This is a genomic window from Candidatus Puniceispirillum marinum IMCC1322, from assembly GCF_000024465.1.
In the GTDB taxonomy this organism is placed as follows: Bacteria; Pseudomonadota; Alphaproteobacteria; order Puniceispirillales; family Puniceispirillaceae; genus Puniceispirillum; species Puniceispirillum marinum.
The window spans coordinates 409,233-435,140 of record NC_014010.1 but is presented as its reverse complement, the minus strand read 5'-3'; the positions used below and the strand labels follow the sequence as shown (position 1 = coordinate 435,140).

Sequence of the window (25,908 nt, the reverse complement as noted above, 5' to 3'; positions counted from 1 at the left end):
GTTATATCCAGTTGTTATGCCCCCCATAAAGACTATCAGGGAAATATAAAATGCGTTTAAAACTAGTACCAAGCGATACCAATTTTGATTTTCTGAAATTGCAAAAAATCACCATGGTTTTGTCAACATTTCTAGTTCTGGCATCAATTGGGATGTTTGCAACGGTTGGTCTTAATCTGGGCATTGATTTCAAAGGTGGTATCTTGCTGGAAGCACGCAATATGACCGGCCCTGCGGACATATCCAAAGTCCGTAATGACCTTGGCACTTTGAATTTGGGCGATGTCAGCTTGCAAGGTTTTGGCACTGAGACGGATGTTCTGATCCGTATTCAGCGTCAAGAAGGTGACGAAAAAGCCCAAATTGCTGCCATTAAAGCAGTAACTGACATGCTTGGTAGCGATTACGATATCCGCCGCACAGAATTTGTTGGCCCGACGGTTGGTGCCGAGTTGGCAGAAAAAGGTATTCTGGCTGTCATGTGCGCGCTGATGGCCATTCTTGTTTATATCTGGTTCCGCTTTGAATGGCAGTTTTCCATCGCGGCGATTGTGGCACTGGCACATGACGTATTGTCAACGATTGGCCTGTTTTCATTAACATCTTTTGAATTTAATCTAGCAACAGTGGCGGCGATTTTGACAATTGCCGGATATTCGATCAATGACACGGTTGTTGTATTTGACCGCGTCCGCGAAAATCTACGGCGCTACAAATCCTATGAACAGCGTGATATCTTGAACCGGTCACTAAATGAGACCTTGTCACGGACTGTTATGACGTCGGTCACAACATTGCTTGCATTGACCGCGATTGTGATTTTTGGTGGCGCTGTTTTACGAGACTTTGCGCTGGCTATGATATGGGGTGTTATCATTGGCACCTATTCGTCAGTGTTTATTGCCGTTGGTATGCTGTCACGCTTTGATCTGAAGCGTGTTGATGATGATGAAAATGGCATTGAGGTGCCGGAGTATGAGCGTTAGGCATGGTCGATATAAGCACCTTTTCTGAAAAAGGCGACTTACAGCTTATTCATGGCTATGGTGATAACGGATTTCGCATAAGCGGTTCAAGATACGCCGGAAATGTAATAGTTCTGCCACGCATGACAATGGCATGGTCACTTTCCAATTTGGAAAATTTGACATTTGACGATTTAGGCCCCTTGCTTGGCGATATACCACCACCTTTATTCATTTTGGGGGTTGGGCCAGCACCCATGCAGCTTTACCCTGAACTTGCCGCCCAGTTAAAACCGAACAATATCAACCTTGAAGTCATGTCAACTGCGGCTGCCTGCCGGACATGGAATGTGTTGATGAGTGAAGGGCGGGATGCCGCCGCAGGTTTGATCGCTGTTGATGAATGATACGCCATTTATAGACAATAAGTTCCATAAAGACGCGATAATGGCGCTTAAAATACAGGATCCAGCAATGGCGTTGGTGTTCGGATTTGAGAACACCCAGCGTCGCTCTCTTGCCGCTAATTTAATTTGCTTATCTGGTGAGCTACAAAATGCCCTTCGCATTCCCAAGGAGCCAATGCTGGCTGCCATTCGTGTTCAATGGTGGTACGACACATTGGCCGTAGCTCCCAGTAGCTATAAAGGCAATATTGCGCCTCTGGTAGTTCGTTTGCAAAAACATATACAGAATGATGATATTGAACGTGATGATATTCTGAAATTAATTGAAGCATGGCAGGCTTGTACAATGGACGAGACGGCCTCGACAACACAGGCCTGGAGTATATGCTGGCAATTGGTTGGTCATTATCTGGGTGGCCATGATACTGGCGATAGTGCGCAAAAAATTGCCCCTGTCTTGCACGCTACGCCAACAACAGATCCAGCGACAATACCATCACTGGACAATGCGTTTTTTGGTAACTTGCGAAAACAGGTGCAGGAAAGTCGTCAATGGTGGCTCTATTTTGCCGCCATCATAGGGTATCATAAGCATATGTATGGGCATGATGCTATGGATCATGATCATTTGCTGGTCTGGCGACTGCTTCGGTGGCGGTTATTTGGCTTCAAGATTGCCGACTAGCTGGCCGTCACATCTTTCCATGCGCGAATAGAATCAAGCGCACGCCCAGCATAGGCGGCCTTGCGATCACGCCCTTTTAGCCTTTTTGTTCCAGCTGGCGTTTCAATTTCCGGAAACAGACCAAAATTGACATTCATCGGTTGAAAACTATCTGCCATCGCACCGCCAGTGATATGCGACAGCAATGCGCCATGTGCCGTATCCAGCGGTGGCGCTGTCCAATCCTGACCTTTCAATTCTAGCGCGGCCATCTGCCCAGCCATCAAGCCAATAGCGGCTGACTCAACATAACCCTCAACGCCTGTGATCTGACCCGCAAAACGGATACGCGGCATCGATTTCATCCGAAGTTGTGGATCAAGCAAGCGCGGTGAATTGATGAAGGTGTTCCGGTGCAAGCCACCTAGACGGGCAAATTGCGCATCTTCAAGACCCGGAATGGTTTGGAAAATGCGCACCTGTTCTGCATGTTTCAATTTCGTTTGAAAGCCAACCATATTATACAGCGTACCAAGAGCATTATCCTGACGAAGCTGTATCACCGCATAGGGTCGTGATCCATCATGTGCATTGGTCAGCCCAACGGGCTTCATAGGGCCAAAACGAAGCGTTTCACGACCACGTGATGCCATCACTTCAATGGGCATACATCCCTCAAAATACGGGGTATTTTCTTCCCATTCCTTAAATGACATTTTTTCGCCATCAATCAGCGCATCGATAAAATCTTCATACTGCGATTTTGTCATCGGGCAGTTGATATAATCTTTGCCATCACCGCCATCGGTAGATTTGTCATATCGCGACTGGAACCAAGCCACATCCATATTGACACTATCAAAATGCGCTATTGGCGCAATCGCATCAAAAAAGGCAAGGTCTTCTTCGCCGCCCCACTTGCGAATCATCTCGGCCAGAGCTGGTGAGGTGAGGGGACCTGTAGCAATAATAACCTGTTTCCAGCTATCAGGTATGTCATTCACTTCTTCACGTTCAATTGTGATTAGGGGGTCAGCGGTTAATGCCGCTTCAACAGCTTGAGAAAAACCATCACGATCAACTGCCAAGGCACCACCAGCCGGTACTTTATGCTTGTCAGCCTCACGCAATATAACCGAATTCAAGATCCGCATTTCTTCATGCAGAACCCCAACAGCGTTTGCCGTTGCGTCATCCGAGCGAAAAGAGTTAGAGCAAACCAACTCGGCTAAACCGTGTGTATGATGTGCATCAGTCATGCGTTTTGGGCGCATTTCATGCAAAACTACCGGAATATTCTGCCTAGCAATTTGAAAGGCTGCCTCGCTTCCAGCAAGCCCACCCCCAATTACGTGAATGACTCCATCATTATCTTGCATAGATCACATCCTTGAAATTTAAGTCTTTGACGGGTCAAAAATACGGCTTAGATAATGCCCGGTATGCGATCCAGCAACTTTTGCAACATCTTCTGGTGTACCTTCGGCAACAACAAGACCGCCGCCATCTCCGCCTTCAGGACCAAGATCGATCACCCAGTCGGCAGTCTTGATAACATCCATATTATGTTCGATAACAATCACGGTATTGCCCTGATCAACAAGTTCCTGCAAGACGTCCAGTAATTTGGCAATGTCATGGAAATGAAGTCCCGTTGTAGGTTCATCAAGAATATAGATCGTGCGTCCTGTGGCACGCCGCGACAATTCTTTTGAAAGCTTTACACGCTGGGCTTCGCCGCCGGACAAGGTGGTAGCTTGCTGTCCGATCCGGACGTAGCCCAACCCCACACGTAGCATCGTTTCAAGCTTTTCCCGGATGGCCGGCACAGCTTTAAAATACTCAACACCTTCTTCAACTGTCATATCAAGAACATCAGCTATCGACTTGCTACGCCATGTAATTTCTAATGTTTCACGATTATATCTTCGGCCTTTGCAGCTATCACAAGTGACATAAACATCAGGCAGAAAATGCATTTCAATCTTGATAAGTCCATCGCCCTGACAAGCCTCACAACGGCCACCTTTAACGTTAAAAGAAAAGCGCCCAGGCGCATAACCACGCGCTTTAGCTTCTGGCAATCCTGCGAACCATTCACGGATTGGTGTAAAGGCACCAGTATATGTTGCCGGATTCGAACGTGGAGTTCGGCCAATAGGGGACTGATCAATATCAACAACCTTATCCAGATAGTCGGCACCTATGATTGTTTTATGTGGGGCAGGCATTTCACGGGCTTTGTGCAAGCGCCGTGCAAGTGATTTCCATAGCGTTTCCAGAACCAATGTTGATTTGCCACCACCAGATACACCCGTTACACAGGTCAACACCCCAAGCGGAAACCCAACACTCACATCCTGCAGGTTATTACCATTTGCGCCTTCGACACGAATGACACGGCCTTTTGTACCTTTTCGCCGTTTTTCGGGTATCGCTATCTCACGCACACCCGAGAGATACTGACCAGTTAATGACGCCTCATTTGTCATTACATCTTCGGGGGTTCCTTCGGCAACGACAAAACCACCATGCACACCCGCACCAGGCCCCATATCGACGACATAATCTGCCAACCGGATCGCATCTTCATCATGTTCAACGACCAGCACCGTATTGCCAAGGTCGCGCAAGCGTATCAAGGTTGACAGTAGCCGGTCATTATCACGCTGATGCAGACCAATCGAAGGCTCATCCAGAACATAGAGAACACCCGTCAGGCCAGATCCAATTTGTGATGCCAACCGAATACGCTGTGATTCGCCGCCAGACAATGTGCCTGAATTACGCGCCATTGACAGATAGTTCAAGCCGACATTGACCAGAAAGCCGAGGCGTTCGTTGATTTCCTTTAGAATGCGCGCTGCAATTTCAGATTGCTGACCTTCAAGCCTTGAGCCCAAATCAGAGAACCAGTCCCGCGCATCTCCAATCGACAGACGGGCAATATCTGAAATATCATATTTATCGATTTTCACAGCCAGCGATTCGGCTTTCAATCGTTTACCAGCACATGAATCACAAGCATGATTGGCTCTGAATTTCTCCAGTTCTTCACGCACCCATGACGAGTCAGTTTCGCGATATCGACGAGCCAAATTCGGCATAATACCTTCAAATGGCTTGGTTGTCCGATAAGACCGCATACCGTCATCAAATTCCATCGTCACAGGCATCTTGCCTGAACCATGCAGGATGATTGATTTGGTATCGTCATCCAAATCATAGAACGGCACATCAAGAGAAAAATTAAACTGTTTGGCAAGCGATTCTAGCGTCTGCATATAATATCTTGCGGTGCTGGATGCCCAAGGCGCCAACGCGCCACCACGAAGCGTTGTTTGCTGGTCTGGAACAACAAGTTGTTCATCAAAATGACTGCTGACACCCAATCCGTCACAGGCAGGGCATGCTCCAAAGGGATTGTTAAACGAAAATAGCCGCGGTTCGATTTCATCAATGCTGAAGCCTGACTCAGGGCAGGCAAAGCGTGCTGAAAATACTGTCCGCCCCGCATGACGACCAGCTATATCGTCATCCTGTTCATCTGATGTATTATCAAGGCTTTCGGCCGTATCGGCATAGGCAAGACCGTCAGCAAGCGCCAGTGCTGTTTCTAACGAGTCAGCCAGACGCGTGGCCAGTTCATCCAAATCACCCTTGATGATGACCCGGTCAACAACAACTTCAATGTCATGCTTGCGTTTTTTATCCAACTCAGGCGTGTCATCGATATCATACAGCGCCCCATCAATGCGGACACGGCTAAAGCCTTTACGATTAAGTTCCCCAAGTTCTTTACGATATTCACCCTTGCGGCCACGAACGATCGGAGCCAGCAAGTATAATCTGGTGCCTTGCTCCATCGCCAGCAGGATATCAACCATCTGGCTGACAGTCTGGCTTCGAATAGGCAAACCGGTAGCCGGTGAATAGGGAATACCGACACGTGCCCATAACAACCGCATATAATCATATATTTCCGTGACTGTACCAACGGTCGAACGCGGATTGCGCGACGTGGTTTTCTGTTCAATGGAAATGGCAGGTGACAGACCCTCAATCAAATCAACATCAGGCTTCTGCATCATCTCAAGAAACTGGCGCGCATAAGCGGACAGCGATTCGACATAACGACGCTGTCCCTCGGCGTATATTGTATCAAATGCTAACGAAGATTTACCGGATCCTGATAATCCTGTTAGCACAACCAGTCTGTCTCTGGGCAAATCAATATCTACATTTGCTAGGTTATGCTCCCGTGCACCACGAACAGAAATCATCCGTGGTTCATAGGTTTTATCAAGAGAAGAAATATCTTTGACCCGCTGCGATAGCGACGTATTTTTTGTATCATTTGGCATGGCGCGAATATAGCCATTTCCTGATAGATTTTGCTAGTGCTTTTGATGTGGAAAAGTCTTTTATGTAAAAAATAAATAACCCGAATTATCTTGTCAGCAGGGGGGTGGGATGCGTAATCTGCGAACGTAAAACAAATTAAGGAGAAAATCGATCATGGCTGGCAGTGTAAACAAAGTGACTTTGGTCGGCAATTTGGGACGTGACCCGGAAGTGCGCTCTACACAGGATGGTGCCAAGATCGTACAATTATCATTGGCAACGTCTGAACGCTGGAAAGACCGCAACACTGGTGAACAACGTGAACGTACCGAATGGCATCGCGTGGTCATCTTTAATGAAAATTTGGGCCGAATTGCCGAACAGTATCTGCGCAAAGGCTCTACATGCTATATTGAAGGGCAATTACAAACGCGCAAATGGACAGACAATCAAGGTGTCGAGAAATATACAACTGAAGTCGTTTTACAACGTTATCGTGGCGAGCTGACCTTGCTTGGTGGGCGTGGTGATGGCGGCGGTGGCGGTAGCTATGGCGGCGGTGATAGCGGTGCGGGATCAAGTTCAGGAACTGATGACAGTTATGGCGGCGGCACGGGCACGTCTACAAGCCCCCCTCCAATGCGTGACAGCAATGATCTTGATGACGATATTCCATTTTAAATCAGTAAGTTAAATTACATTTATAATGCGATGCTTTTGGCTTTACATCAGCATCGCTTTTTTTTGCTTTGCGCAACAATATATGGTGTTACAGTTTTGTTTCATGCTATATATATAGTTATATAAGCACGCTTTTTGTGCGCCATAAGCGAGACACATGTGACCGAGACCACTAGCCCAAAAAGTCCAACCATTTCCATCTCTGATGAAATGCGGAAATCCTATCTTGATTATGCGATGAGCGTTATCGTTTCACGTGCATTGCCTGACGTTCGTGATGGGTTGAAGCCAGTCCATAGACGTATTCTATACGCGATGATGGAAGGCAATTATGACTGGACAAAGCCCCCTCGCAAATCAGCCCGTATTGTCGGTGATGTCATGGGTAATTACCATCCACATGGTGATAGCTCTATTTATGAAGCAATGGTGCGAATGGCGCAGGACTTTTCAATGCGTCTTCCGCTTGTCGATGGTCAGGGAAATTTTGGTTCGGTTGATGGCGACCCTGCGGCAGCTATGCGCTATACTGAGTCAAGGCTTGCCCGCGCGGCTGAGAGCTTGTTGCGCGACATTGACAAGAATACCGTTGAATTCGCGCAGAATTATGACGAAACCCAGCTGGAACCTACTGTTCTGCCTGCTGAATATCCGAACCTGCTGGTCAATGGCGCTAATGGCATCGCTGTTGGTATGGCAACCAACATCCCCCCCCACAATCCAGGGGAGGTGATTGCCGCTTGTGAGGCCTATGTAAATAATCCCGAAATAACCACCGAAGAACTGACCGAGATCGTACCGGGGCCAGATTTCCCGACTGGTGCGCTTATTATGGGTCGCCATGGCATCCGCGAGGCTTATCGAACAGGGCGCGGGTCTATCATCATGCGCGCCCGTGCCGAGGTGCAAACCAACGCCAAAGACCGCGAGTCAATCATTGTTCATGAAATTCCCTATCAGGTTAACAAAGCACAGCTACTAGAACGTATCGGTGAAATGGTGCGCGATAAGGTTCTGGAAGGAATTTCTGACATTCGCGATGAATCCGATCGTACCGGTATGCGCATTGTCATTGAGGTCAAGCGTGATGCTGCGGGTGATGTGGTGCTGAACAAGCTGTACCGCCATACACGACTGCAAACGAGCTTTCCCGTTAATATGCTGGCCATGAATGCCGGTCGGCCAATCCAGATGGGGCTAAAAGACGTTATCGAGGCTTTTTGTGAGTTTCGTAAAGATGTTGTTATTAAACGGACAACATTTTTGCTCAACAAATCGCGTGACAGGGCGCATATTCTGGCTGGTCTGATGGTTGCGCTTGCGTCTATTGATGAGATCATAGAGCTTATCAAAAAAGCGCCAGATACCGAAACTGCGCGTAATGAGCTTTGTGCCACAGCCTGGCCAGCGCATGAGGTTGGTGCGTTTATAGCGCTGATTGATGATCCTGGTCATGCGGTTGTCGATGATCACTATACTCTGTCTGAGGTGCAAGCCCGCGCTATCCTCGAATTGCGATTACAGCGCTTGACCGGTATGGAACGCGATAAACTGGCTGCTGAAACTCAGGAACTTGCTGATAAAATTGCCGATTATCTGGATATACTTGGTTCGGATACGCGCGTTAGTCAGGTGATACTTGATGAGCTTGCAGCCACGCGTGAACGCCTGTCGGATGATCGGCGCACCGAAATCACCGATCAATTGGCCGATCAGGATGATGAAGACCTGATCCAGCAAGAAGATATGGTGGTGACGGTGTCTCATCGTGGCTATATCAAGCGCGTGCCATTATCAATCTATCGTGCCCAGCGTCGTGGTGGTAAAGGCCGTGCAGGCATGAAAACGCGTGATGAGGACTTTGTAACGCGTCTATTTGTCACCAATACGCATACGCCAATTCTGTTCTTTACCTCAAAAGGTATGGTTTACCAGCTTAAATGCTACAAATTACCCGAATCGGCACCGCAATCGCTTGGTAAAGCTATGGTGAATTTACTACCTATTGAGCCAGAAGAGACTATTAACACCGTGATGCCTATGCCTGATGATGAAAGTTCATGGGGTGACCTGAATGTCATGTTCGCAACCGCATCAGGCAATGTACGGCGTAATAACCTGAGTGATTTCACCAATATCAAGCGCAATGGTAAAATCGCCATGAAAATGCAGGATGGTGACGAGCTGGTTGGGGTGATCCCCTGCAATGATGACGATGACGTGTTGATGGCCACCCGCAATGGTAAGGCCATCCGCTTTGCGGCCAATGCGGTACGTGTTTTCCGTGGCCGTGACTCGACAGGTGTACGCGGTATCAAGCTACTTGGTAAAGATCGCGTTGTGTCGATGTCTATTATTGCTGACCCTGAAAATGAATATATTCTGTCAGTGACTGAAAATGGCTATGGCAAACGCACCCCTATAAAAGATTATCGACAATCTGGCCGCGGCGGGCAGGGCGTTGCCAATATAGAAATTTCACCGCGCAATGGTCAGGTGATGGCTTCCTTTACCGTTGTTGAGGAGGATCAGCTCATGTTGGTCACCAATCAGGGCCAAATCATCCGTATAAGGGTTCATGGTGGCGAAGGGGACTCAATCCGCATTGCCAGCCGTAAGACGCTTGGCGTGCGGTTATTCGATGTTGCTGATGATAATGACGAAAAGGTTGTCTCAGCAGGCCTCATTCATGAAAGTGATGATGATGACGATGATCATGATGTTGTTGCTGACGGAGAGGGCAGAGATGACGCCTTAACGTCACCCAATTCTGAAACCCAAACCGAGACTGAGGCCGTCAAACCCGACAATAGTGACGCGCCAGACGAAGAGGCTTAAATGGGTCAGCGCATTGTCATGTATCCTGGCACTTTTGATCCACTTACCTTTGGCCATATCGACATCATCCAACGTGCGGCGCGCCTTGGCGATCATCTGATCGTGGCGGTGGCGGAAAATGCCGGAAAAAATCCTGTTTTATCAGGTGATGAAAGATGCGAACTGGTGGCATCACATCTAAAACTGCTGATGGATACTGATAAACTTCCAAATACCGTTTCGGTAAAACGGTTTTCAACCCTTTTAACCGATTTTGCCGCTAGTGAAGGCGTAACCGCAGTTGTTCGCGGATTACGCGCCGTTTCCGATTTTGAATATGAATTTCAGATGGCCAGCATCAATAAAAGGCTACATGGCGAGCTTGAAACCATATTTATGATGGCGGCCGAACAACAACATTTTGTCGCGTCTCGTTTTGTCAAAGAAGTTGCGCGTTATGGTGGCGACATTTCCAGCTTTGTGCCTAATGATATTGCGGTTGCGCTGAAAGCAAAATTGCGTGGTAAATAAAGACTTATAAACACCAGCTCTTATTTGTACGAAAACCCAGCAATCGTTCCATTTTGGGCTTTACAGTAATTCGGTCATTCTTTATACGATGTGACACCATATTTGATCCATTAGATATTGCTTTGTTTTATTTATCAAAGCGCCTAAGTCTGTTTCAAATTATCCGATTTATCGGGCGCGTAGCTCAGTTGGTAGAGCAAGTGACTTTTAATCACTGCGGATGCAGATTTAGTCACGATACGATAGTTGTCATGTGATACTTGGATGTCCCAAAGTCTTTAACTTAACGTTGGAGACTGATATGACTTTTGAACAACACGATCTTTTCGACTTCACACCGTCTACACCAGAGCCAGTCACACCGACTGTCCAAGAACCCTCTGTAACCGTTGCACAGCCTATATTAAGGCGCACACCGGAACAGTGGGACGAGGGTGGTCTATGGGACTTTGCTCAACGATATGGACACGAAATGTGGCCAGCGGAGACACACCGCTATCGTAGCATGAACCAACTGAAACGCTTCTTAGACTTCTCTGACAACCGTAACCTAAGTATCAGTTCGATACTTCCTATGGACGTCGATGACTTCGTTATTTACCTCTCAGAAGAGGGTAATTCGGTGGCAACTTGCAACCGATATGTGGCTACTGTTTCGAAGGTAATGAGGACTGCTCAGAAGAAGCGGATCATCAAAATGGCACCTAGTTTCACATTCGGTAAAGAAACTGGTGGACGCCCTCGCACATACTCAAAAGACGAGATAGACGCCATCAGGGAATTCTTCGTCGATAATGGCGATCAGTATATGGCTGATATGGTCACAGTTGCGTGTATGACAGGCATGAGAAAGACCGAAATTGTCAAAATGGCAATGGGCAATCTTATCATCGATGAAGACGTGAATTGGGTCATCATCCCATGTACCCATGCCAAGAATGGCCATGAGCGGACAGTGCCTCTTAAGCATTGCAAAGATGCAGTCAGACGCTTGTGCATCAGTATCCCAGAGAAGTACACACACCGTACATTCTATCGTCGCTGGGGACTCGCCAAAGAGCATTTCGCTCCTAACGACCCACACTTTGTCTTCCACGTCACACGCCACACAGCGGCTTCTGTGCTAGCTAATGACGTCAAGTTGCCAACGATCCTAATATCTAAGCAACTGGGTCATATTAGTCCGACAACGACGATGAAATATGTCCACAGTAAAGTCGAAGCGTTAGCTGAAGCACAAGCCGACATGGCTAAGTACGTTTAGACAAGTATACCCACAAGGGGCTATCGATTGATTTCGGTAGCCCCTTTTTTTTCTAACCTTCACCTATAGCCATACGAACCATATTCCACGACTGCCAACCTATCCTACTGATAGAAAAACCCACTTGACTGCATATGAGAACAAAAGTAGAACAAACTGACGCACGGTGTTTCAACACGGTACGTTCAGCACCAGCGACATCAAGGTCGCTTTAACGCACTTCGGTACGTTCACTGCTAAAGCCACGGCTTACAAACGCAGACAAATGACATCTCCATGTAGTTACAGACCAGTTGGGTACTGTGGCCTGTCGTGACCAAATTCCACGACTGCCAACCTATCCTACTGATACCAAAATCCACGACTGCCAACCTAAGGAACTTGAGGTTCCGACTACGTTTTCCGTCAACAACACAGGAGATAGCCACATGAAATCTACGAACAACCAAAGTGCCGACCAATACTGCGACGACGTTGCTGAAATGATGCACCAAGTCATGTACGGCGTTGACGCATGGCAATGGCAAACGCCTCGCACGAACATGAGTGACATCATGAAAACACGTTCAAATGACAATACGCCTACGCCTGAACCAGTTCAGCTTGAGCTGTTTCCTGACACACCTTTGACACGATAGATAGGAGATATAGATATGGAAAAGACATCAATGACGGAATTTGACGAAATCATGAAGATGATGCCAGCGTTCTTGGATTATCTGCATGAATTCTATGGTGCAGGGGGCATTTATGACATGGGTGCTACCCATACGCATCTATGCACGGCGACGATGATGTATATTTCGTCTCCGGACAGAGAACAGTCATTTGAAGGCGACAGCTTTGACCGTGAGCAAGTTCGAAGCATCCTTGAGGATAGGTTCGGTCTTGAAGAAGTAGCGCGACCCAGTGAGCCATATCCAGTGCCTGAAGACCACGGCATGTTCACCATGAAACTGGAGGCTGCCGAATGAATTCCTACCGTTCACTGATGCTTCCCCAATCATTCCCCTATTCATCATCTAACTTTTTCGATGAGTAGGGACGACACTGCTTTGAACGGCTGTCACTATTAGTCTGACAGTGACTCATATGAACTGAAATGCCCCCATCAGCACGTTTACCTATTGTGCTTTTGGGGTGTCGTCAGATATTTTGATACAGATGAGAGCGAGGATCGACTTGAAGAAATACATTCCAACCGCAGATGACTACAAACTTGAGCAAGAACGTGCTGAAGCTGGAAGAAGCTATGGCGTCGAAAGAAGTGTCAAACAGCGTAAGAGGCAAGACTTTTCGACACGCCAGTCAGCTCAATCGATTATTTCTGACGCTGTTCCTTTGATAGCTGAAGAAATCCAAGCGACCATAGACAATCACAAACCCAAGAACCCGACGAACTGGTATCCATTCATCTATGAACTAGATACAGAAATGCTGGCAAACATTGCCATCCGTCAATGCGTGAAAGCTGTGGGTTCTCGTCATTCACGACCAGCCGTTGGCAAACTAATTGGTCGGATGGTTGAAGCCAATGTAATGGGCGAAGTTATAAGACAAGCGTTCAAGGATTTTCACCCACGAGGCAAAAAAGAATACAAGTCCATTTACAACCGCGCTGTAAAAAGAAGCGACGACTTCGAAAGGCGTTTGCATTACGTCAAAAATCAGGTTGCTAAAGAAGAAATCACGATGGATTTCCTTGATTGGACTGAAAAGCAATGTATGGAAGTTGGCTTCCATTTGATCAAATGTGTGACTCAAAGCACCGAAGTGGTCGAAGTCTACGATTACTGGGATACAAATAAGATCAAGGACATGAGCCACCGATTTCGTTACACAGCAGAAATACAGAATAGAATTGACGAGGCTGACTTAGAATTTGACCTCAGTTCACCAGCATTCAGACCTATGGTTGTCCCACCAATTAACTGGGGCACAGCAAATCATGTGGGACCTTATTACGACACTGAAACCGCAATACGTGCGCCGTTAGTCAAAAACGTGAACCCAAACCAAAGGAAAAAGATAGTCAAAGCTTTGAAGACTGGGTCGATGAAAGAATGCCTCGATGCTGTCAATACGCTTCAACAAGTGCCTTACACCATCAACCGATATACTCTAGCCGCCATCAAGTGGGTTGTTGAGTCAAAACTGGACGTGGAAATTGAAGAATTTGTTCCAGTGACGCCACCTATTATAGATGAAAATGACAAAGACGGAACACCAAGTCAGGTGAAGAGATACTACCGCGCACAGAGGAAGAAAAGCATTGCGAATGCAAACCTAGTTCAGTTCCAAACTGACCTGAACGAAGCTGAAAGCCTTTGCGACAAAGATGATCGACGGTTTTGGCTACCACACAACTTTGATTTCCGGGGGCGTGTGTATCATATCCCAGCATTCGGGCATCATAGACAAGACCATATCCGTGGTTTGTTCATGTTTGCCGACAAGAAACCAATCACGAAAGACAACCTGAAGCATCTATATTTCCAAATTGCCACCACTTGGGGCAACCAAGTCAGCGAAACTGATGAACGCAAGACGGATAAGATCACACTTGATGAACGTTACAAATGGGTTGAAGACAACTATGAGGCTATACTTCTAGCTGGCAAAGACTATGTGGCTGGCTTTGAGCATTGGTCAAAGGCTGATGCGCCTATCCAACATCTAGCCGCTTGTCGCGAGCTGTATCTGGCTGATCAGCATGGTGAAGGGTATCTGTGTGGTTTACCGATTGGATTCGATGGATCGAATTCTGGTCTCCAACACTACTCTATGTTGATGAAATGGAAAGAAGACGCTTTCAAAGTGAACTTAGTGCCCAATCACCCACCACAAGATTGCTATTCGTTTATTGCCGAAGCAGACATGAACCTTGCACAGCGCATAGTTGATGGTGAATGCGATGAATTGAACGAAAATGAAATCACCAATGCCATTATGGACGATTGTCATAACTGGCTAAAACACGGCATCACACGAAAGCAGACCAAAAAGAACATCATGACATGGCCATATTCAGTCACGCTGATTGGTATGGCTGACCAAAACCGTGATGATATGGAAATCATTACCGACAAAGCTGAAGAAGAAGATGCACCACATCCCTTTGGCGAAGATAGAGGGTCTTCTGCCAGTATGACATTGGCCAAACTCAATTCAGACTCTATCAAAGCAGTCGTTGCAAGTGGGGCTAGAGGCATGGAATTTCTTCGTGACTTAGCTGGGATATTAGCTTCAAGAAACGTACATGCAGAATGGACAAGCATTCTAGGGTTCCCTGTTGGTCAAGATTATCGCGATATGAAAAAGGTCACGATCAATACAGAATATATAGATCGCAAAACCACACGGAAGGTTCGCTACAGAGGTACGTTGAGGGCAAAACAACCGACTTGTGAAACAAAAGGCTCAAAGAATGGCATTGCGCCAAACTTCGTCCACCACATGGACAGCACCCACTTGATGATGTCTGTCAACAAATCGAATGAATATGGCGCGAGCAATCTTATGTGCGTCCATGACAGCTTTTCTACAGACATAGAAAGCGCAAGCGTGATGCTGGATTGCATCAAAGTCACACTTATTGAGCTTTACGAAGAAGTTTGTCACTACAGCAATCTTCTTGAAGACTGCAAAAGCCTTGTCGAGTATTCCGACAACCCCGACGATCCAGACTATATAGAATGGCCTGAAGTCCCAGAGAAGGGTGAGGGCGACAACGCCCTTGATGTTAGGGCGATATTGGACTGCGATTACGCTTTCGCCTAGCATTCAATCCACGACTGCCAACCTATGGAACTGGTAGCAAATCAGCCAGATTTCATAATAGAACCCATCACGAATTCGCAGCAACTGGGTTCAAAATTCCAATCACATTAGAGGCAATATGCACTCAAGAAATCAAATTCTTGGGGCAGCAGAGCTGTGTCTTGAACACGGCGAACCAGTCCCATTAGACACGTTGGCGCAAGCTGACGACATAGGCTTACTTCTAACTGACTTAGGAGAGCCACATCAAAACAACCATGAAGGAGAAACCATACATGGCAAAAGCACAGAAGACGACATTCACGACCTCTAAGGGCGTGGCAATGTATCCACATTTGAACAAACCTGACTTCGCATTCAACACGGACGGTATCTTTAGCGTGAAGCTACGAATGCCAGCCGAAGCCGCAAGTGGTTTGGTTGAGACCGTGAAGAAAATAGCATCCGACGAATTCGGCAAATCTGCGACATCAGCAAGAATGCCATATACCGTTGACGACGAAACAGGCGATTTGCTGGTCTTGGCAAAATCCAAGTTCAAGCCAAAGCTGATCGACTCAACAGGTGCGATGATTGCAGAACCATCCGCGCCGACTATCTATGCTGGCTCAACACTCAAGCTAGCCGGAACCATCTTTCCTTACACCGCTGGTGGAAACAAGGGCGTGTCCCTTCAGCTAGCTGGCGTCCAGATTGTATCGCTGGCTGATCCTGTTGGATCGTCATTCGAATTCGAAGCTGAAGATGGCGGATACGTCTCTGAAGCAAATGACAATATGCCAGCTTCCAATGACAACGATGGTAGCGGCGAGGCTACAGAAGGAGAGGCATACAATTTCTAGAGCCTATCGAAGAGGCATCAAGCATGGTTATCGCTCTGGTCTCGAAGTGTCATTGTCACGTCAAATCGAAGAAGCTGGCCTCGTCGTCAGCTATGAAGAGGACAAAATACGCTACGTTGTACCAGCGCGAGAAGCCACCTATACGCCAGACTTCAAGCTCCCCAAATCGGGGGGCTTTTTCTTTATCGAAGGAAAAGGACTGTGGGATGTAGCCAGTAGGCACAAGCACATCCTGATCCGGGAACAACATCCAGACATAGATATCAGGTTCGTATTTTCGAACCAGAATGCTCGTTTGTACAAAGGGTCACCGACGACTTACGCACAATTCTGCGAAAAGCACGGTTTCCAATATGCCAATCGGGTCATTCCAGATGAATGGCTGAAAGAACATGAAGGAGACGAAGATGAGTCAGAATAGCCAAATACTAGCCCACCTCAAGTCCGTGGGATCGCTGACATGGGTCGAAGCAAACGATCTGTATCGAGTCAGGTCGCTGTCACGGCGCATTGCTGACCTCAGACAACAAGGACACGACATCATCAGTGAATGGCGTCGTGACCGTCTGGGTCAGAAATACACTCGCTACTCGTTAGCGAATTAGTGTCAGAACAAGAGGAGCATTCATGCAGATCACAAATGACGAACAAACGGAATTCATCCGACATGAAAGTTGCCCCAAATGTGGGTCGTCGGATGCGCTTGCAGTCTATGGCGATAGTGCCACTCAAGAAGTACATCATGGATGGTGCTTCTCTTGTCAGACTTTTCAGAAAGGAGACAACGTGGACGGATCATATACGAATACGCCAAAGCGGAATTCATCTAGCGCAAATCTACTAGATGGCGAATACAACGAGATCAAATCGCGTGGACTGACGGAAGAGACATGCCGAAAGTTCAACTATACGACAGCTATCCACAATGGTGAGCCTGTCCAAGTTGCGACCTATCTAGATGAAAACGGACGTCCTGTAGCACAGAAAGTACGGACGAAATCCAAGAAGTTCACCATGCTAGGAGATGCGAAAGCCGCAACCCTGTATGGAAGCCACTTATATAAGACTGGCAAGAAGCTGGTCATATGCGAAGGCGAAATCGACGCAATGACCGTATCACAGGTTCAAGGCCATAAGTGGGCGACTGTATCCTTAACTCAAGGATGCAGTTCGGCTGTTAAGACCATGAAAAACAACTGGGAATTCATAACCAAGTTTGAGGAAGTTATCCTCATGTTTGATATGGACTCAGTTGGGCAGAAAGCCGCCCAAGAAGCGGCGGCAACTCTTCCAGTAGGTAAGGCGAAAATCGCCTATCTACCGTGCAAAGATGCAAATGAATGTCTACTGCAAGGCAAGTCAGCCGAAATCATCCAAGCTATCTATCAGGCGCGAGAATACCGTCCTGATGGGATTGTGGTGGCAACAGATTATCGTGACGTCATCAGTGAGGATGACCAAGCGTCATCAGTGACCTATCCATATTCAAATCTGAACGAAATATTTCGTGGTTTGAGACTGAAGGAAATTCTTCTAGTTGCTGCCGGAAGCGGGACTGGAAAAACCACCTTCGTCAAGGAGATAGCATATCACCTTCATCAACAAGGTGAGCGTGTTGGTCTTATCATGCTTGAAGAGTCAAACAAGCGTAGCCTCTTATCTTTGGTCGGAACGCACATGAATAAGAATGTGCTGGTTGACCGGAGCGAGGTTACCGACGACGAAATCATAGAAGCATTCGATGATTTATTCGGTGAAGGACGGAACCCAGTGTATCTTTATGACCACTGGGGCAGTTCTGATGTCGATTTGATATGCCAGCGCATCACCTATATGGCGAAGGTCTTGGGTATCAAATGGGTATTCCTTGATCACATCAGTATGCTTTGCACCCAAATGGGCGGAAGCAGTGGCTTTGGATCAGAACGCCTGATCATCGATTATGCCATGACCAAGCTTCGCACTATGGTGCAAGAATTAGACATTGGCTTGATCTTGGTCAGCCATGTCAAACGTCCAGATGGAAACTCTGGGCACGAAAGTGGTGGACAGCCAGTACGTCTGAACCACCTCAGGGGTTCATCAAGTCTTGGTCAGCTATCAGATGGCGTAATTGCCCTGAATGTTGACTCAGATGAACCAGACTCTGACATCCGTCACCTTCACATCCTCAAGAACCGTTTCTGTGGTGCTACTGGCTATAGCGGCACACTCAGATATGACAGGGACACTTCACGTCTTGTTGAAGAAGAGCTGGCACATTTGTTCGAACAGGAAGAAGACGACGAAGAAACTGAAGAAGCACAACAAACAGGAGATAGTGCATGAGAACACTACTAGACATAGACGACGACTTTGACGCTGACGAGTTTTTCGACGGCTTTCCTGACAAAAGCATGGATGAATACCAAGAAGAAGCCAATGAGACCGCAAGATACGACGGTTCCATATATCCATTGTTGGGTATGCTTGGGGAAGCGGGTGAGTGCGCGAATAAGCTCCAGAAGCTTATGCGTGACAAGCAGATGCCCGGAAATCACGATTTTTCAATGTACGATCAGTATCTGACTGAAGAAGAAAGGGCTGACCTTGCGTATGAATGCGGTGACATCCTTTGGTTCTTGTCTCAATTTATAGACGAAATCGGATACAGCCTGTCTGAAGTGGCTGAAATGAATATTCAGAAACTGAAAAGCCGAAGTGAACGTGGAACACTTCAGGGCAGCGGCGACCACCGCTAGTGCGTTATGTATGGGATTTGGAAAGCAATGGCTTTCTTGAAGACCTTACCAAAATCCACTGTATCGCCATGATGAATGCTGACGACCCGAAAGAGACATGGGTCTTCGGTCCTAATGATATCAAAGCTGGCATGAAGAAGCTGGCTGAAGCTACTGAAATCATTGGGCACAACATTCTTGGTCATGACGTTCCAGCACTCATGAAAGTCTATCCAAATTTCAGCCTTGATGGGGTCAAACTGACAGACACTCTAGTCCTGTCACGCCTTATCACGGCTGATCTTCGGAATGACGATTATGAACGCATCCTATCCATCGACGATTTCCCCCGCAAATATTACGGCTCCCACAGCCTGAAAGCGTGGGGCTATCGTCTGGGTGAGTACAAAGGTGACTTCGGTGAACAAACCGATTGGTCAGAATGGACTCAAGGGATGCAGGATTACTGCGAACAGGACGTGGTCGTGAATTATGCTGTCTGGAAACATCTAGACCCAGATAGCTATTCCCAAAGAGCAATCGACTTTGAACACAAGATGGCTGAAATCTGCCATCGAATAGGTAAAGCCGGATGGCATTTCAATGTCGAAAAGGCCGGAATACTATATGGACAGCTAGCTGGTGAAAAAGCACAGCTAGAGTCTGAACTGAAGGAATTGTTTCCACCTTGGACAAAAGAGGAAATCTTCATTCCAAAGCGTAACAATAAGACGCTGGGATATGTTGCTGATGAACCTTTTATCAAGTGCAAGGAAATCACATTCAATCCAAATTCACGCAAGCATATCCAACGCTGTCTCATGGACAAGTATGATTGGAAACCAAGGCAATTCACATATTCAGGCGACGCCAAAATTGATGAAGGCGTTCTAAGCCGATTGCCATATCCAGAAGCCAAGAAGCTGGCTAGGTCATTTCTACTACAGAAACGCATAGGCATGTTAGCCGAAGGCAATAACGCATGGTTGCGTCTAGTTGAAGGCAATACGCTCTGTCACGTCATCAATCCAAATGGTGCCGTGACTGGTCGTGCAACGCACTTCAACTTCAATACCGCCCAAGTGCCATCAGTTCGTGCGCCTTACGGTAAAGAATGCCGTGAGCTATTTGGCGTCCCAGAAGGCTATTCGCTAGTTGGATCAGACTTGTCTGGCGTTGAATTGAGGTGTCTAGCCAACGTGCTTCAGGATCAAGGCAAATATGCCAACATCATCCTGAATGCTGATATCCATCTGGCGAACATGCACAGCATGGGTTTGACCAGTAGAGACCAAGCAAAGACGGCAATCTACTGCATGATCTATGGCGGTGGTGACGCTCGCTTGGGTGAGGTGGTTGGCAAAGGTGCGGCTGAAGGCCGGACACTGCGAAACAACTTCATGAAAGCTAACCCAGCATTCGCTGATTTGGTTCGCCAGCTCAAGCAAGTCGTGACCAAACGTGGTCACCTAGTTGGCTTGGACGGTAGAAAACTGGCTGTCAGAGGACATGCACAACTCAATGTACTTTTGCAGTCCGCAGCTGCCCTACTTTCGAAAAAGTGGGTCGAACTCATAGACACAGAAATAGCAACTCAAGGTATCGACGCTGAAATTATCGCGTGGGTGCACGATGAAGTGCAAATCAAAGTTAGGAAAGGAGACGAGGAAAATGTCGGTCACATCACTGGAAGAATGGCGGAAGAAGCGGGAAAGTTCTTCAAGTTCAAAATCCCAATTGAGTCAGAATTCAACATCGGACGAAACTGGGCAGAAACCCACTGATGACGAACAACTGGTTGAGATCGGGGCTGTCTATAACGTGCTTTTAAGCGCACGGACATCACCTTTCACAACCAAAAGTACAATAGCAAGGGAACAAGCCAACTTCGTGGCAATAGCCGCTAGCGAAGGCTTGCTCACCACCAGACTTGATGATCAGCGGCATATCAATGCGTGGCTGGTCACTGAAGATGGTCTTGCATGGATGAGGGAGATAGAAGATGTTTTTGGCGATTGATACCGACATCGTTCTATTCAAATCAGCCACGTCCGCAGAAGTAGAAGTGGACTGGGGTTCTGACTTATGGAGCCTATGGACTGACCTGAACGATGCAAAAGCAAACTTCAAGCACCAGCTCGATAGCATCATGGAACAAACTGGCGTCAAAGATTGCGTCTTCTGTCTATCAGACCCAGACGCAAACTTCCGCAAAGACGTTGATCCATCATACAAGAGCAACAGGAAGAAGACCCGAAAGCCAGTCGGCTACAAAGCACTGGTCGAATGGGTCGAACAATCATATCGCACCTTCAAGAAAAGTACGCTTGAGGCAGATGACTGTCTTGGCATTCTATCAACGATGCCGGACAACGTCGGCAAGTGTATCGTCGTAAGCGATGACAAAGACCTGATGACAATTCCGGGGCAGCTCTATCGTCCAACCAAAGATGAACGGATGACAATCACTGAACAGGATGCCGATAGGTTTTTCCTTACCCAGACAATGGTTGGCGACACAGTCGATGGATACAAAGGCATCCACGGCATAGGTCCCAAAAAAGCTGAAGCTATTCTTGGCAGTCACCCAAGTTGGGGTGCTGTCGAACAGGCATTCCTGAAAGCTGGGATGACAAAAGATGATGCAATTCAACAAGCCAGACTGGCTCGCATACTGCGATGGTCGGACTGGGATGAACAAAAAGGAGAAGTCAAACTTTGGACACCATGAGACATGAAGAATTCATGAAACGAAAGGCAAAGGCAGAGGTAGGCAGTCGTCTACCATCAGACGCAAAAGAACGAAAATCCATACCAATATACACAGGGTTTATTCGATATTTCCCAGACGCAATAGCGGCTGTAGCGAAAGTATCACTGACAGGCGGCATCCAACACGGACAGACGCCTGACACACTTCACTGGGATCGATCCAAATCTGGTGACGAGCTGGACGCAATGATGCGCCACGTCATTGATGAAGATTGGGGTCAAGTTGCTTGGCGAGCATTGGCGAACCTTCAGAAACAGATAGAGAAGGAGCGATCATGCTGAAACACCTCGACCTCGCAAGCGGGATAGGTGGCTTCAGTTTAGGCTTCGAATGGGCTGGGTTATCTCAGCCCATTATGTTTTGCGACACTGACGAATGGTGTCGAAAGGTTTTGAACAAGCATTGGCCTGATGTGCCAATTGTCAACGACGTAAAGGAGCTAGCTAATGAGCCAAGCCAAATCCCCGACCACGACATCCTGTCAGCCGGATATCCCTGCCAGCCATTCTCAGTTGCTGGACGCCAAAAAGGCAAAGAAGATGACCGCCACATCTGGCCGTACATCAGCCAAATTATTGCACTCAAAAGACCCTCTTGGGTGGTTTGCGAAAACGTTTATGGCCACATTGCACTGGGTCTCGACGAGGTCTTACTTGATCTGGAGTCTCAAGGCTACGCCACAAAACCGTTTGTTATTGGAGCTGAAGGCGTCGGTGCCCCCCACCAAAGACGACGAGTCTGGATTGTCGCAAGATATGTGGGCGACGCCAAACACAATGGATCATCTTCCACAGAGATCAGAAGAAGCCCTGAAACGCCAAGCAACGACAACACGGAAGGGTCGAACACGACCATCGAACCTTCGGGAGCAAGTGGACGAACAGACAGTCCAGAATTGGCAGAAAGCAAAGGAACCGGAGCTTTGGGCAACGCCACGGACTACGGACGGAACAGGCGGTCCCAGACAACTGGGGGCGGATGGACGTCGGATCAGCAAGACCGATCCCACACAGACCTATGGAGCCAACCTAGCGGATCAGGCACGAATGTGGCCAACCCCACTGGCACAGGAAGCGAAACACGCGACAGTGACCGAATGGGAAATGACAACGGATCATCAGCCTACGAGAGACAGCTTGAGGGTTCAGGTAGCCAAGTCACAGACGTGGCCAACACCGACAACCAGAGACCACAAAGGCGGCTACAGGGGCGGACGGATACGGAATGGCAAGGTCTCAATGGACACGCTGGACGTAGCTGTACAGCACACGGACAACCCTATGAAGGGTCAGGGTCAACTGAACCCAGACTGGGTGGAACACTATCTGATGGGGTATCCGCGTGGATGGACGAGCCTTTAGACATTCCCCGCATAGCTGTGGGCGTTAAAGACAGAACCAATCGACTGAAGGGTCTGGGCAATTCGATATTGCCCCAGATTGCACAGCGCATTGGCATAGCAATCAAACTGACCATAGAGAAGGAAATCAATGAGTAGCAAAAAGCACAATCAACACTACGGTCCTTCGCTTCCATTATCGGAAGAGATAGACACCATCAAATATCGTCAGACTGGCGAAGACTTCTATTCAAAAATCGTGCGTATAGCGGACAGCCTGAAGGATAGTTCAGAGCATTTCGAAGACTTCAAGGATGTCCTTCGGAATATGCGCTTTTTACCAGCCGGACGAGTACAGAATGCAATGGGAGCCGCAAGACAGACAACAGCTTTTAACTGCTTTGTCAGCGGTGTCATTGGTGACTCAATGGAAAGTATCATGCAACGAGCAACGGAAGCCGCAGAAACCATGCGGCGCGGCGGCGGCATAGGATACGATTTCTCACGTTTACGGCCACGAGGCGACAGGATCAAAAGCCTTGAAAGCAAGTCATCAGGACCAGTCAGCTTCATGGGTATCTTTGACAGCGTATGTCAGACCATAGCCAGCTCCGGTCACAGACGTGGGGCACAGATGGGTGTCCTCAGAATTGACCATCCAGACATCGAGCAGTTCCTGACTGCAAAGCACAACTCTGACAAGCTGACTGGTTTCAACATCAGCATAGGTGTGACTGATGAATTCATGATGCACCTACAGCAAGGCAAACCATTCCCACTCAAGTACGATGGTCGAACCTACAAGGAAGTCGATCCAGAAGCATTATGGGACATGGTCATGCGTTCTACATGGGATTGGGCTGAACCAGGGGTTCTGTTCATCGATCAAATCAACCGACTGAACAATCTTTGGTATTGCGAGACAATTGAAGCTACCAATCCATGCGGTGAACAACCATTGCCAGCCTATGGCGCATGTTTGCTTGGGTCTTTCAACCTAGTCAAATACGTCAACATGGAAGAAAAGATGTTCAACCTTGACCAGTTTGAGGCTGACATCCGCACAGTGGTTCGTGCAATGGACAACGTCATTGACCGCACCATATACCCGCTTCCAGAACAGGAAGCAGAAGCAAAAGCCAAAAGACGCATGGGTCTTGGTGTGACTGCACTAGCCAATGCTGGCGAGATGCTTGGTCTTCCATATGGATCACCAGAGTTCATGGATTTTACCGAAACCACACTGAAGGCTCTGCGCGATTATGCTTATGATACATCGGCTGATCTGGCACATGAGAAGGGGGCTTTCCCGCTTTTCGACCCAGTGAAGTATCCTCAAGGCGAATTCATCCAACAGCTACCAAAAGACATTCAGGAAAAGATTGGTGCCTATGGCATTAGAAACTCACACCTGACTTCGATAGCTCCAACTGGAACGATCTCGCTTACGGCTGACAACGTCAGCTCTGGGATTGAGCCACCATTCAGTCTTTACTATGACCGGACAATCCAACAGTTCGACGGTCACCAGATTGAACGTGTGGAAGACTATGCCTTCACACAAGGTGTATCAGGCCGGACAGCCAACGAAATATCGGCTGAAGAGCATCTGTCTGTCTTGGCTATGGCACAGCAATATGTGGACAGCGCATGTTCAAAGACATGCAATGTTGGCGATGATGTTTCCTACGACGATTTCAAAAACCTATACATGAAAGCGTGGCTGTCAGGGTGCAAAGGCATCACAACCTTTAGGGCTGCCGGATTAAGATACGGCATTCTGAATGAGGTGAAACCAGCCGACAACGACAATCAACCAAAGGCTGAAGCTTGCTTCATCGACCCAGAAAGTGGGCAGAAGGAGTGCGGCTGATGACGTATCCTTGCCCCGATTGCGGCGATCAGAAATCACTTATGTGCCGAGAACAAATATTTACAGCGGTCAAAAACAGCACATTGATCAAACAGACCGATTGGACGGAGTGCACTTGTTGCGGTGCTAATACACCTCACCATACGTATTTTGACCCCGATGAAGAGGGTGATGACAGGGAGGAGCTGTTGAGATATGGACGTTAATCTGATCGAACACATGGGTTCCGACCTCACCGTTGTGAATGCCGCTCGTGTGTCTTTCGCAAAGGAAAGCGAAGACCTCGATGACAAAGACGAAAAGCTGATCGGATATCTGGCCAAGCACAACCACTGGTCACCATTCGCCCATGCTTTTCTTCAGTTCCGCATCAAAGCCCCAATCTTTGTTGCGCGACAGCTCGTCAAACATCAGGTTGGATTGTCTTGGAACGAAGTATCACGTCGATATGTCGATAGTGATCCTGAATTCTACAATCCGACTGTCTGGCGAGGAAGACCCCAAGACAGCAAGCAAGGCTCTTCTGGTGAAATAGATGACCAGAATACAGCCAAGATGATCTTGGAACAAACCAACCTACTGGCCTTCAAGAATTACAAATCGCTTATCGATGCGGGTGTAGCCCCAGAGATGGCTCGTGTAATTCTGCCACAAACCATGATGACTGAATGGTTCTGGTCAGGTTCGCTTCATGCCTTCGGCAGAATATGCAAGCAACGCCTTGACCCGCATACACAAGAAGAAACCCAAATCATAGCAAACGGTATCAACGAGCATTGTGAACGATTGTTCCCAGTGTCTTGGAGAGCATTGATGTCTGTTTGAATACTCAAGCCCTACTGGATCGATAGTATCTGGTAGGGCTTTTTTTTCTGTAGTTTTGCTCTTACGCATTTGGTTGCTAACTA

23 protein-coding genes and 1 tRNA gene are annotated in these 25,908 nt (G+C 47.6%); 22 read left to right on the top strand and 2 right to left on the bottom strand.

The features are described 5' to 3' along the window. Positions 1-50: 50 nt before the first annotated feature. The 3 genes from secF to SAR116_RS02085 are packed head-to-tail and all read left to right on the top strand — an operon-like array spanning position 51 to position 2,057. The gene (secF, locus tag SAR116_RS02095) at positions 51-986 is read left to right on the top strand and encodes a protein translocase subunit SecF (protein WP_013045278.1); all 936 of its coding nucleotides are present in this window, start codon (positions 51-53) and stop codon (positions 984-986) included. Between the two features lie 2 nt (positions 987-988). After that, positions 989-1,372 (top strand): Mth938-like domain-containing protein, encoded by a 384-nt coding sequence (locus SAR116_RS02090; RefSeq protein ID WP_013045277.1) that lies wholly within the window; start codon positions 989-991, stop codon positions 1,370-1,372. Next, positions 1,365-2,057 carry a hypothetical protein gene (locus SAR116_RS02085; protein ID WP_041860716.1) on the top strand — a complete coding sequence of 231 codons (693 nt, stop codon included), beginning with the start codon at positions 1,365-1,367 and terminating at the stop codon, positions 2,055-2,057. The genes SAR116_RS02090 and SAR116_RS02085 overlap by 8 nt, the downstream gene beginning before the upstream one ends. On the opposite strand, the gene trmFO is transcribed toward SAR116_RS02085, so the two are convergent. Continuing rightward, positions 2,054-3,415 (bottom strand): methylenetetrahydrofolate--tRNA-(uracil(54)-C(5))-methyltransferase (FADH(2)-oxidizing) TrmFO, encoded by a 1,362-nt coding sequence (gene trmFO, locus SAR116_RS02080; RefSeq protein WP_013045275.1) that lies wholly within the window; start codon positions 3,413-3,415, stop codon positions 2,054-2,056. The genes SAR116_RS02085 and trmFO overlap by 4 nt on opposite strands. 18 nt (positions 3,416-3,433) lie before the next feature. After that, the gene (gene uvrA / locus SAR116_RS02075; RefSeq protein WP_041861050.1) at positions 3,434-6,319 is read right to left on the bottom strand and encodes an excinuclease ABC subunit UvrA; all 2,886 of its coding nucleotides are present in this window, start codon (positions 6,317-6,319) and stop codon (positions 3,434-3,436) included. 235 nt (positions 6,320-6,554) lie between these two features. On the opposite strand from uvrA, the gene ssb reads away from it, so the two are divergent. The 19 genes from ssb to thyX all read left to right on the top strand — a co-directional run bounded on the left by ssb (position 6,555) and on the right by thyX (position 25,825). Further along, positions 6,555-7,061, top strand: coding sequence for a single-stranded DNA-binding protein (ssb, locus tag SAR116_RS02070; protein WP_013045273.1), 507 nt, complete (start codon positions 6,555-6,557; stop codon positions 7,059-7,061). A gap of 210 nt (positions 7,062-7,271) precedes the next feature. After that, the gene (gene gyrA, locus SAR116_RS02065; RefSeq protein ID WP_148212334.1) at positions 7,272-9,899 is read left to right on the top strand and encodes a DNA gyrase subunit A; all 2,628 of its coding nucleotides are present in this window, start codon (positions 7,272-7,274) and stop codon (positions 9,897-9,899) included. After that, positions 9,900-10,409 (top strand): pantetheine-phosphate adenylyltransferase, encoded by a 510-nt coding sequence (coaD, locus tag SAR116_RS02060; protein ID WP_013045271.1) that lies wholly within the window; start codon positions 9,900-9,902, stop codon positions 10,407-10,409. Positions 10,410-10,588: 179 nt separating this feature from the next. Further along, positions 10,589-10,758, top strand: a tRNA-Lys gene (locus tag SAR116_RS13570). After that, positions 10,711-11,673 carry a tyrosine-type recombinase/integrase gene (locus SAR116_RS02055; protein ID WP_013045270.1) on the top strand — a complete coding sequence of 321 codons (963 nt, stop codon included), beginning with the start codon at positions 10,711-10,713 and terminating at the stop codon, positions 11,671-11,673. Before SAR116_RS13570 ends, SAR116_RS02055 begins: the two co-directional genes overlap by 48 nt. Before the next feature lie 428 nt (positions 11,674-12,101). Continuing rightward, positions 12,102-12,311, top strand: a complete 210-nt coding sequence (locus tag SAR116_RS02050; RefSeq protein ID WP_041860715.1) for a hypothetical protein — start codon at positions 12,102-12,104, stop codon at positions 12,309-12,311. A 15-nt stretch (positions 12,312-12,326) separates the two neighbouring features. Further along, complete coding sequence (locus SAR116_RS02045; RefSeq protein WP_013045269.1) at positions 12,327-12,647, top strand: hypothetical protein; 321 nt, start codon at positions 12,327-12,329, stop codon at positions 12,645-12,647. Between the two features lie 208 nt (positions 12,648-12,855). Next, positions 12,856-15,453: a DNA-directed RNA polymerase gene (locus tag SAR116_RS02040; protein ID WP_190275460.1), complete on the top strand. Its 2,598-nt coding sequence runs from the start codon at positions 12,856-12,858 to the stop codon at positions 15,451-15,453. Positions 15,454-15,728: 275 nt separating this feature from the next. Then, on the top strand, positions 15,729-16,295 hold the full coding sequence (locus SAR116_RS02030) for an ssDNA-binding protein (RefSeq protein WP_013045267.1): 567 nt from the start codon (positions 15,729-15,731) through the stop codon (positions 16,293-16,295). Continuing rightward, positions 16,243-16,716 carry an endonuclease I gene (locus SAR116_RS02025; protein WP_320410294.1) on the top strand — a complete coding sequence of 158 codons (474 nt, stop codon included), beginning with the start codon at positions 16,243-16,245 and terminating at the stop codon, positions 16,714-16,716. The genes SAR116_RS02030 and SAR116_RS02025 overlap by 53 nt, the downstream gene beginning before the upstream one ends. Further along, entirely contained in the window at positions 16,688-16,900 is a 213-nt protein-coding gene (locus tag SAR116_RS13930; protein WP_083775244.1) for a helix-turn-helix domain-containing protein, read from the top strand. The genes SAR116_RS02025 and SAR116_RS13930 overlap by 29 nt, the downstream gene beginning before the upstream one ends. A 22-nt stretch (positions 16,901-16,922) precedes the next feature. After that, complete coding sequence (locus tag SAR116_RS02015; protein ID WP_013045266.1) at positions 16,923-18,623, top strand: DnaB-like helicase C-terminal domain-containing protein; 1,701 nt, start codon at positions 16,923-16,925, stop codon at positions 18,621-18,623. Further along, positions 18,620-19,036 carry a nucleoside triphosphate pyrophosphohydrolase family protein gene (locus tag SAR116_RS02010; RefSeq protein WP_013045265.1) on the top strand — a complete coding sequence of 139 codons (417 nt, stop codon included), beginning with the start codon at positions 18,620-18,622 and terminating at the stop codon, positions 19,034-19,036. The genes SAR116_RS02015 and SAR116_RS02010 overlap by 4 nt, the downstream gene beginning before the upstream one ends. After that, complete coding sequence (locus SAR116_RS02005; protein WP_013045264.1) at positions 19,036-20,799, top strand: DNA polymerase; 1,764 nt, start codon at positions 19,036-19,038, stop codon at positions 20,797-20,799. Before SAR116_RS02010 ends, SAR116_RS02005 begins: the two co-directional genes overlap by 1 nt. 106 nt (positions 20,800-20,905) lie before the next feature. Then, positions 20,906-21,034 carry a hypothetical protein gene (locus SAR116_RS13850; RefSeq protein WP_274378518.1) on the top strand — a complete coding sequence of 43 codons (129 nt, stop codon included), beginning with the start codon at positions 20,906-20,908 and terminating at the stop codon, positions 21,032-21,034. Continuing rightward, positions 21,018-21,746 (top strand): phage exonuclease, encoded by a 729-nt coding sequence (locus SAR116_RS02000; RefSeq protein WP_013045263.1) that lies wholly within the window; start codon positions 21,018-21,020, stop codon positions 21,744-21,746. The genes SAR116_RS13850 and SAR116_RS02000 overlap by 17 nt, the downstream gene beginning before the upstream one ends. A 316-nt stretch (positions 21,747-22,062) precedes the next feature. Next, positions 22,063-23,286, top strand: coding sequence for a DNA cytosine methyltransferase (locus SAR116_RS13120; protein WP_013045261.1), 1,224 nt, complete (start codon positions 22,063-22,065; stop codon positions 23,284-23,286). Further along, positions 23,279-25,000 (top strand): adenosylcobalamin-dependent ribonucleoside-diphosphate reductase, encoded by a 1,722-nt coding sequence (locus tag SAR116_RS01985; RefSeq protein WP_013045260.1) that lies wholly within the window; start codon positions 23,279-23,281, stop codon positions 24,998-25,000. The genes SAR116_RS13120 and SAR116_RS01985 overlap by 8 nt, the downstream gene beginning before the upstream one ends. 195 nt (positions 25,001-25,195) lie before the next feature. Further along, a complete protein-coding gene (gene thyX / locus SAR116_RS01980) occupies positions 25,196-25,825 on the top strand; it encodes an FAD-dependent thymidylate synthase (RefSeq protein ID WP_013045259.1) in 630 nt (209 codons plus the stop codon). Positions 25,826-25,908: the final 83 nt, after the last annotated feature.

Coding starts and splice junctions, on each gene's coding strand:
- SAR116_RS02025 (WP_320410294.1), top strand. CDS start 16,243: ATGACAACGATGGTAGCGGCGAGGCTACAGAAGGAGAGGCATACAATT.
- gyrA (WP_148212334.1), top strand. CDS start 7,272: ATGCGGAAATCCTATCTTGATTATGCGATGAGCGTTATCGTTTCACGT.
- SAR116_RS13120 (WP_013045261.1), top strand. CDS start 22,063: ATGCTGAAACACCTCGACCTCGCAAGCGGGATAGGTGGCTTCAGTTTA.
- SAR116_RS02055 (WP_013045270.1), top strand. CDS start 10,711: ATGACTTTTGAACAACACGATCTTTTCGACTTCACACCGTCTACACCA.
- thyX (WP_013045259.1), top strand. CDS start 25,196: ATGGACGTTAATCTGATCGAACACATGGGTTCCGACCTCACCGTTGTG.
- SAR116_RS02010 (WP_013045265.1), top strand. CDS start 18,620: ATGAGAACACTACTAGACATAGACGACGACTTTGACGCTGACGAGTTT.
- SAR116_RS01985 (WP_013045260.1), top strand. CDS start 23,279: ATGAGTAGCAAAAAGCACAATCAACACTACGGTCCTTCGCTTCCATTA.
- SAR116_RS13930 (WP_083775244.1), top strand. CDS start 16,688: ATGAAGGAGACGAAGATGAGTCAGAATAGCCAAATACTAGCCCACCTC.
- SAR116_RS02030 (WP_013045267.1), top strand. CDS start 15,729: ATGGCAAAAGCACAGAAGACGACATTCACGACCTCTAAGGGCGTGGCA.
- coaD (WP_013045271.1), top strand. CDS start 9,900: ATGGGTCAGCGCATTGTCATGTATCCTGGCACTTTTGATCCACTTACC.
- trmFO (WP_013045275.1), bottom strand. CDS start 3,415: ATGCAAGATAATGATGGAGTCATTCACGTAATTGGGGGTGGGCTTGCT.
- SAR116_RS02000 (WP_013045263.1), top strand. CDS start 21,018: ATGTTTTTGGCGATTGATACCGACATCGTTCTATTCAAATCAGCCACG.
- SAR116_RS02050 (WP_041860715.1), top strand. CDS start 12,102: ATGAAATCTACGAACAACCAAAGTGCCGACCAATACTGCGACGACGTT.
- SAR116_RS02015 (WP_013045266.1), top strand. CDS start 16,923: ATGCAGATCACAAATGACGAACAAACGGAATTCATCCGACATGAAAGT.
- uvrA (WP_041861050.1), bottom strand. CDS start 6,319: ATGATTTCTGTTCGTGGTGCACGGGAGCATAACCTAGCAAATGTAGAT.
- secF (WP_013045278.1), top strand. CDS start 51: ATGCGTTTAAAACTAGTACCAAGCGATACCAATTTTGATTTTCTGAAA.
- SAR116_RS02090 (WP_013045277.1), top strand. CDS start 989: ATGGTCGATATAAGCACCTTTTCTGAAAAAGGCGACTTACAGCTTATT.
- SAR116_RS02045 (WP_013045269.1), top strand. CDS start 12,327: ATGGAAAAGACATCAATGACGGAATTTGACGAAATCATGAAGATGATG.
- SAR116_RS02085 (WP_041860716.1), top strand. CDS start 1,365: ATGAATGATACGCCATTTATAGACAATAAGTTCCATAAAGACGCGATA.
- ssb (WP_013045273.1), top strand. CDS start 6,555: ATGGCTGGCAGTGTAAACAAAGTGACTTTGGTCGGCAATTTGGGACGT.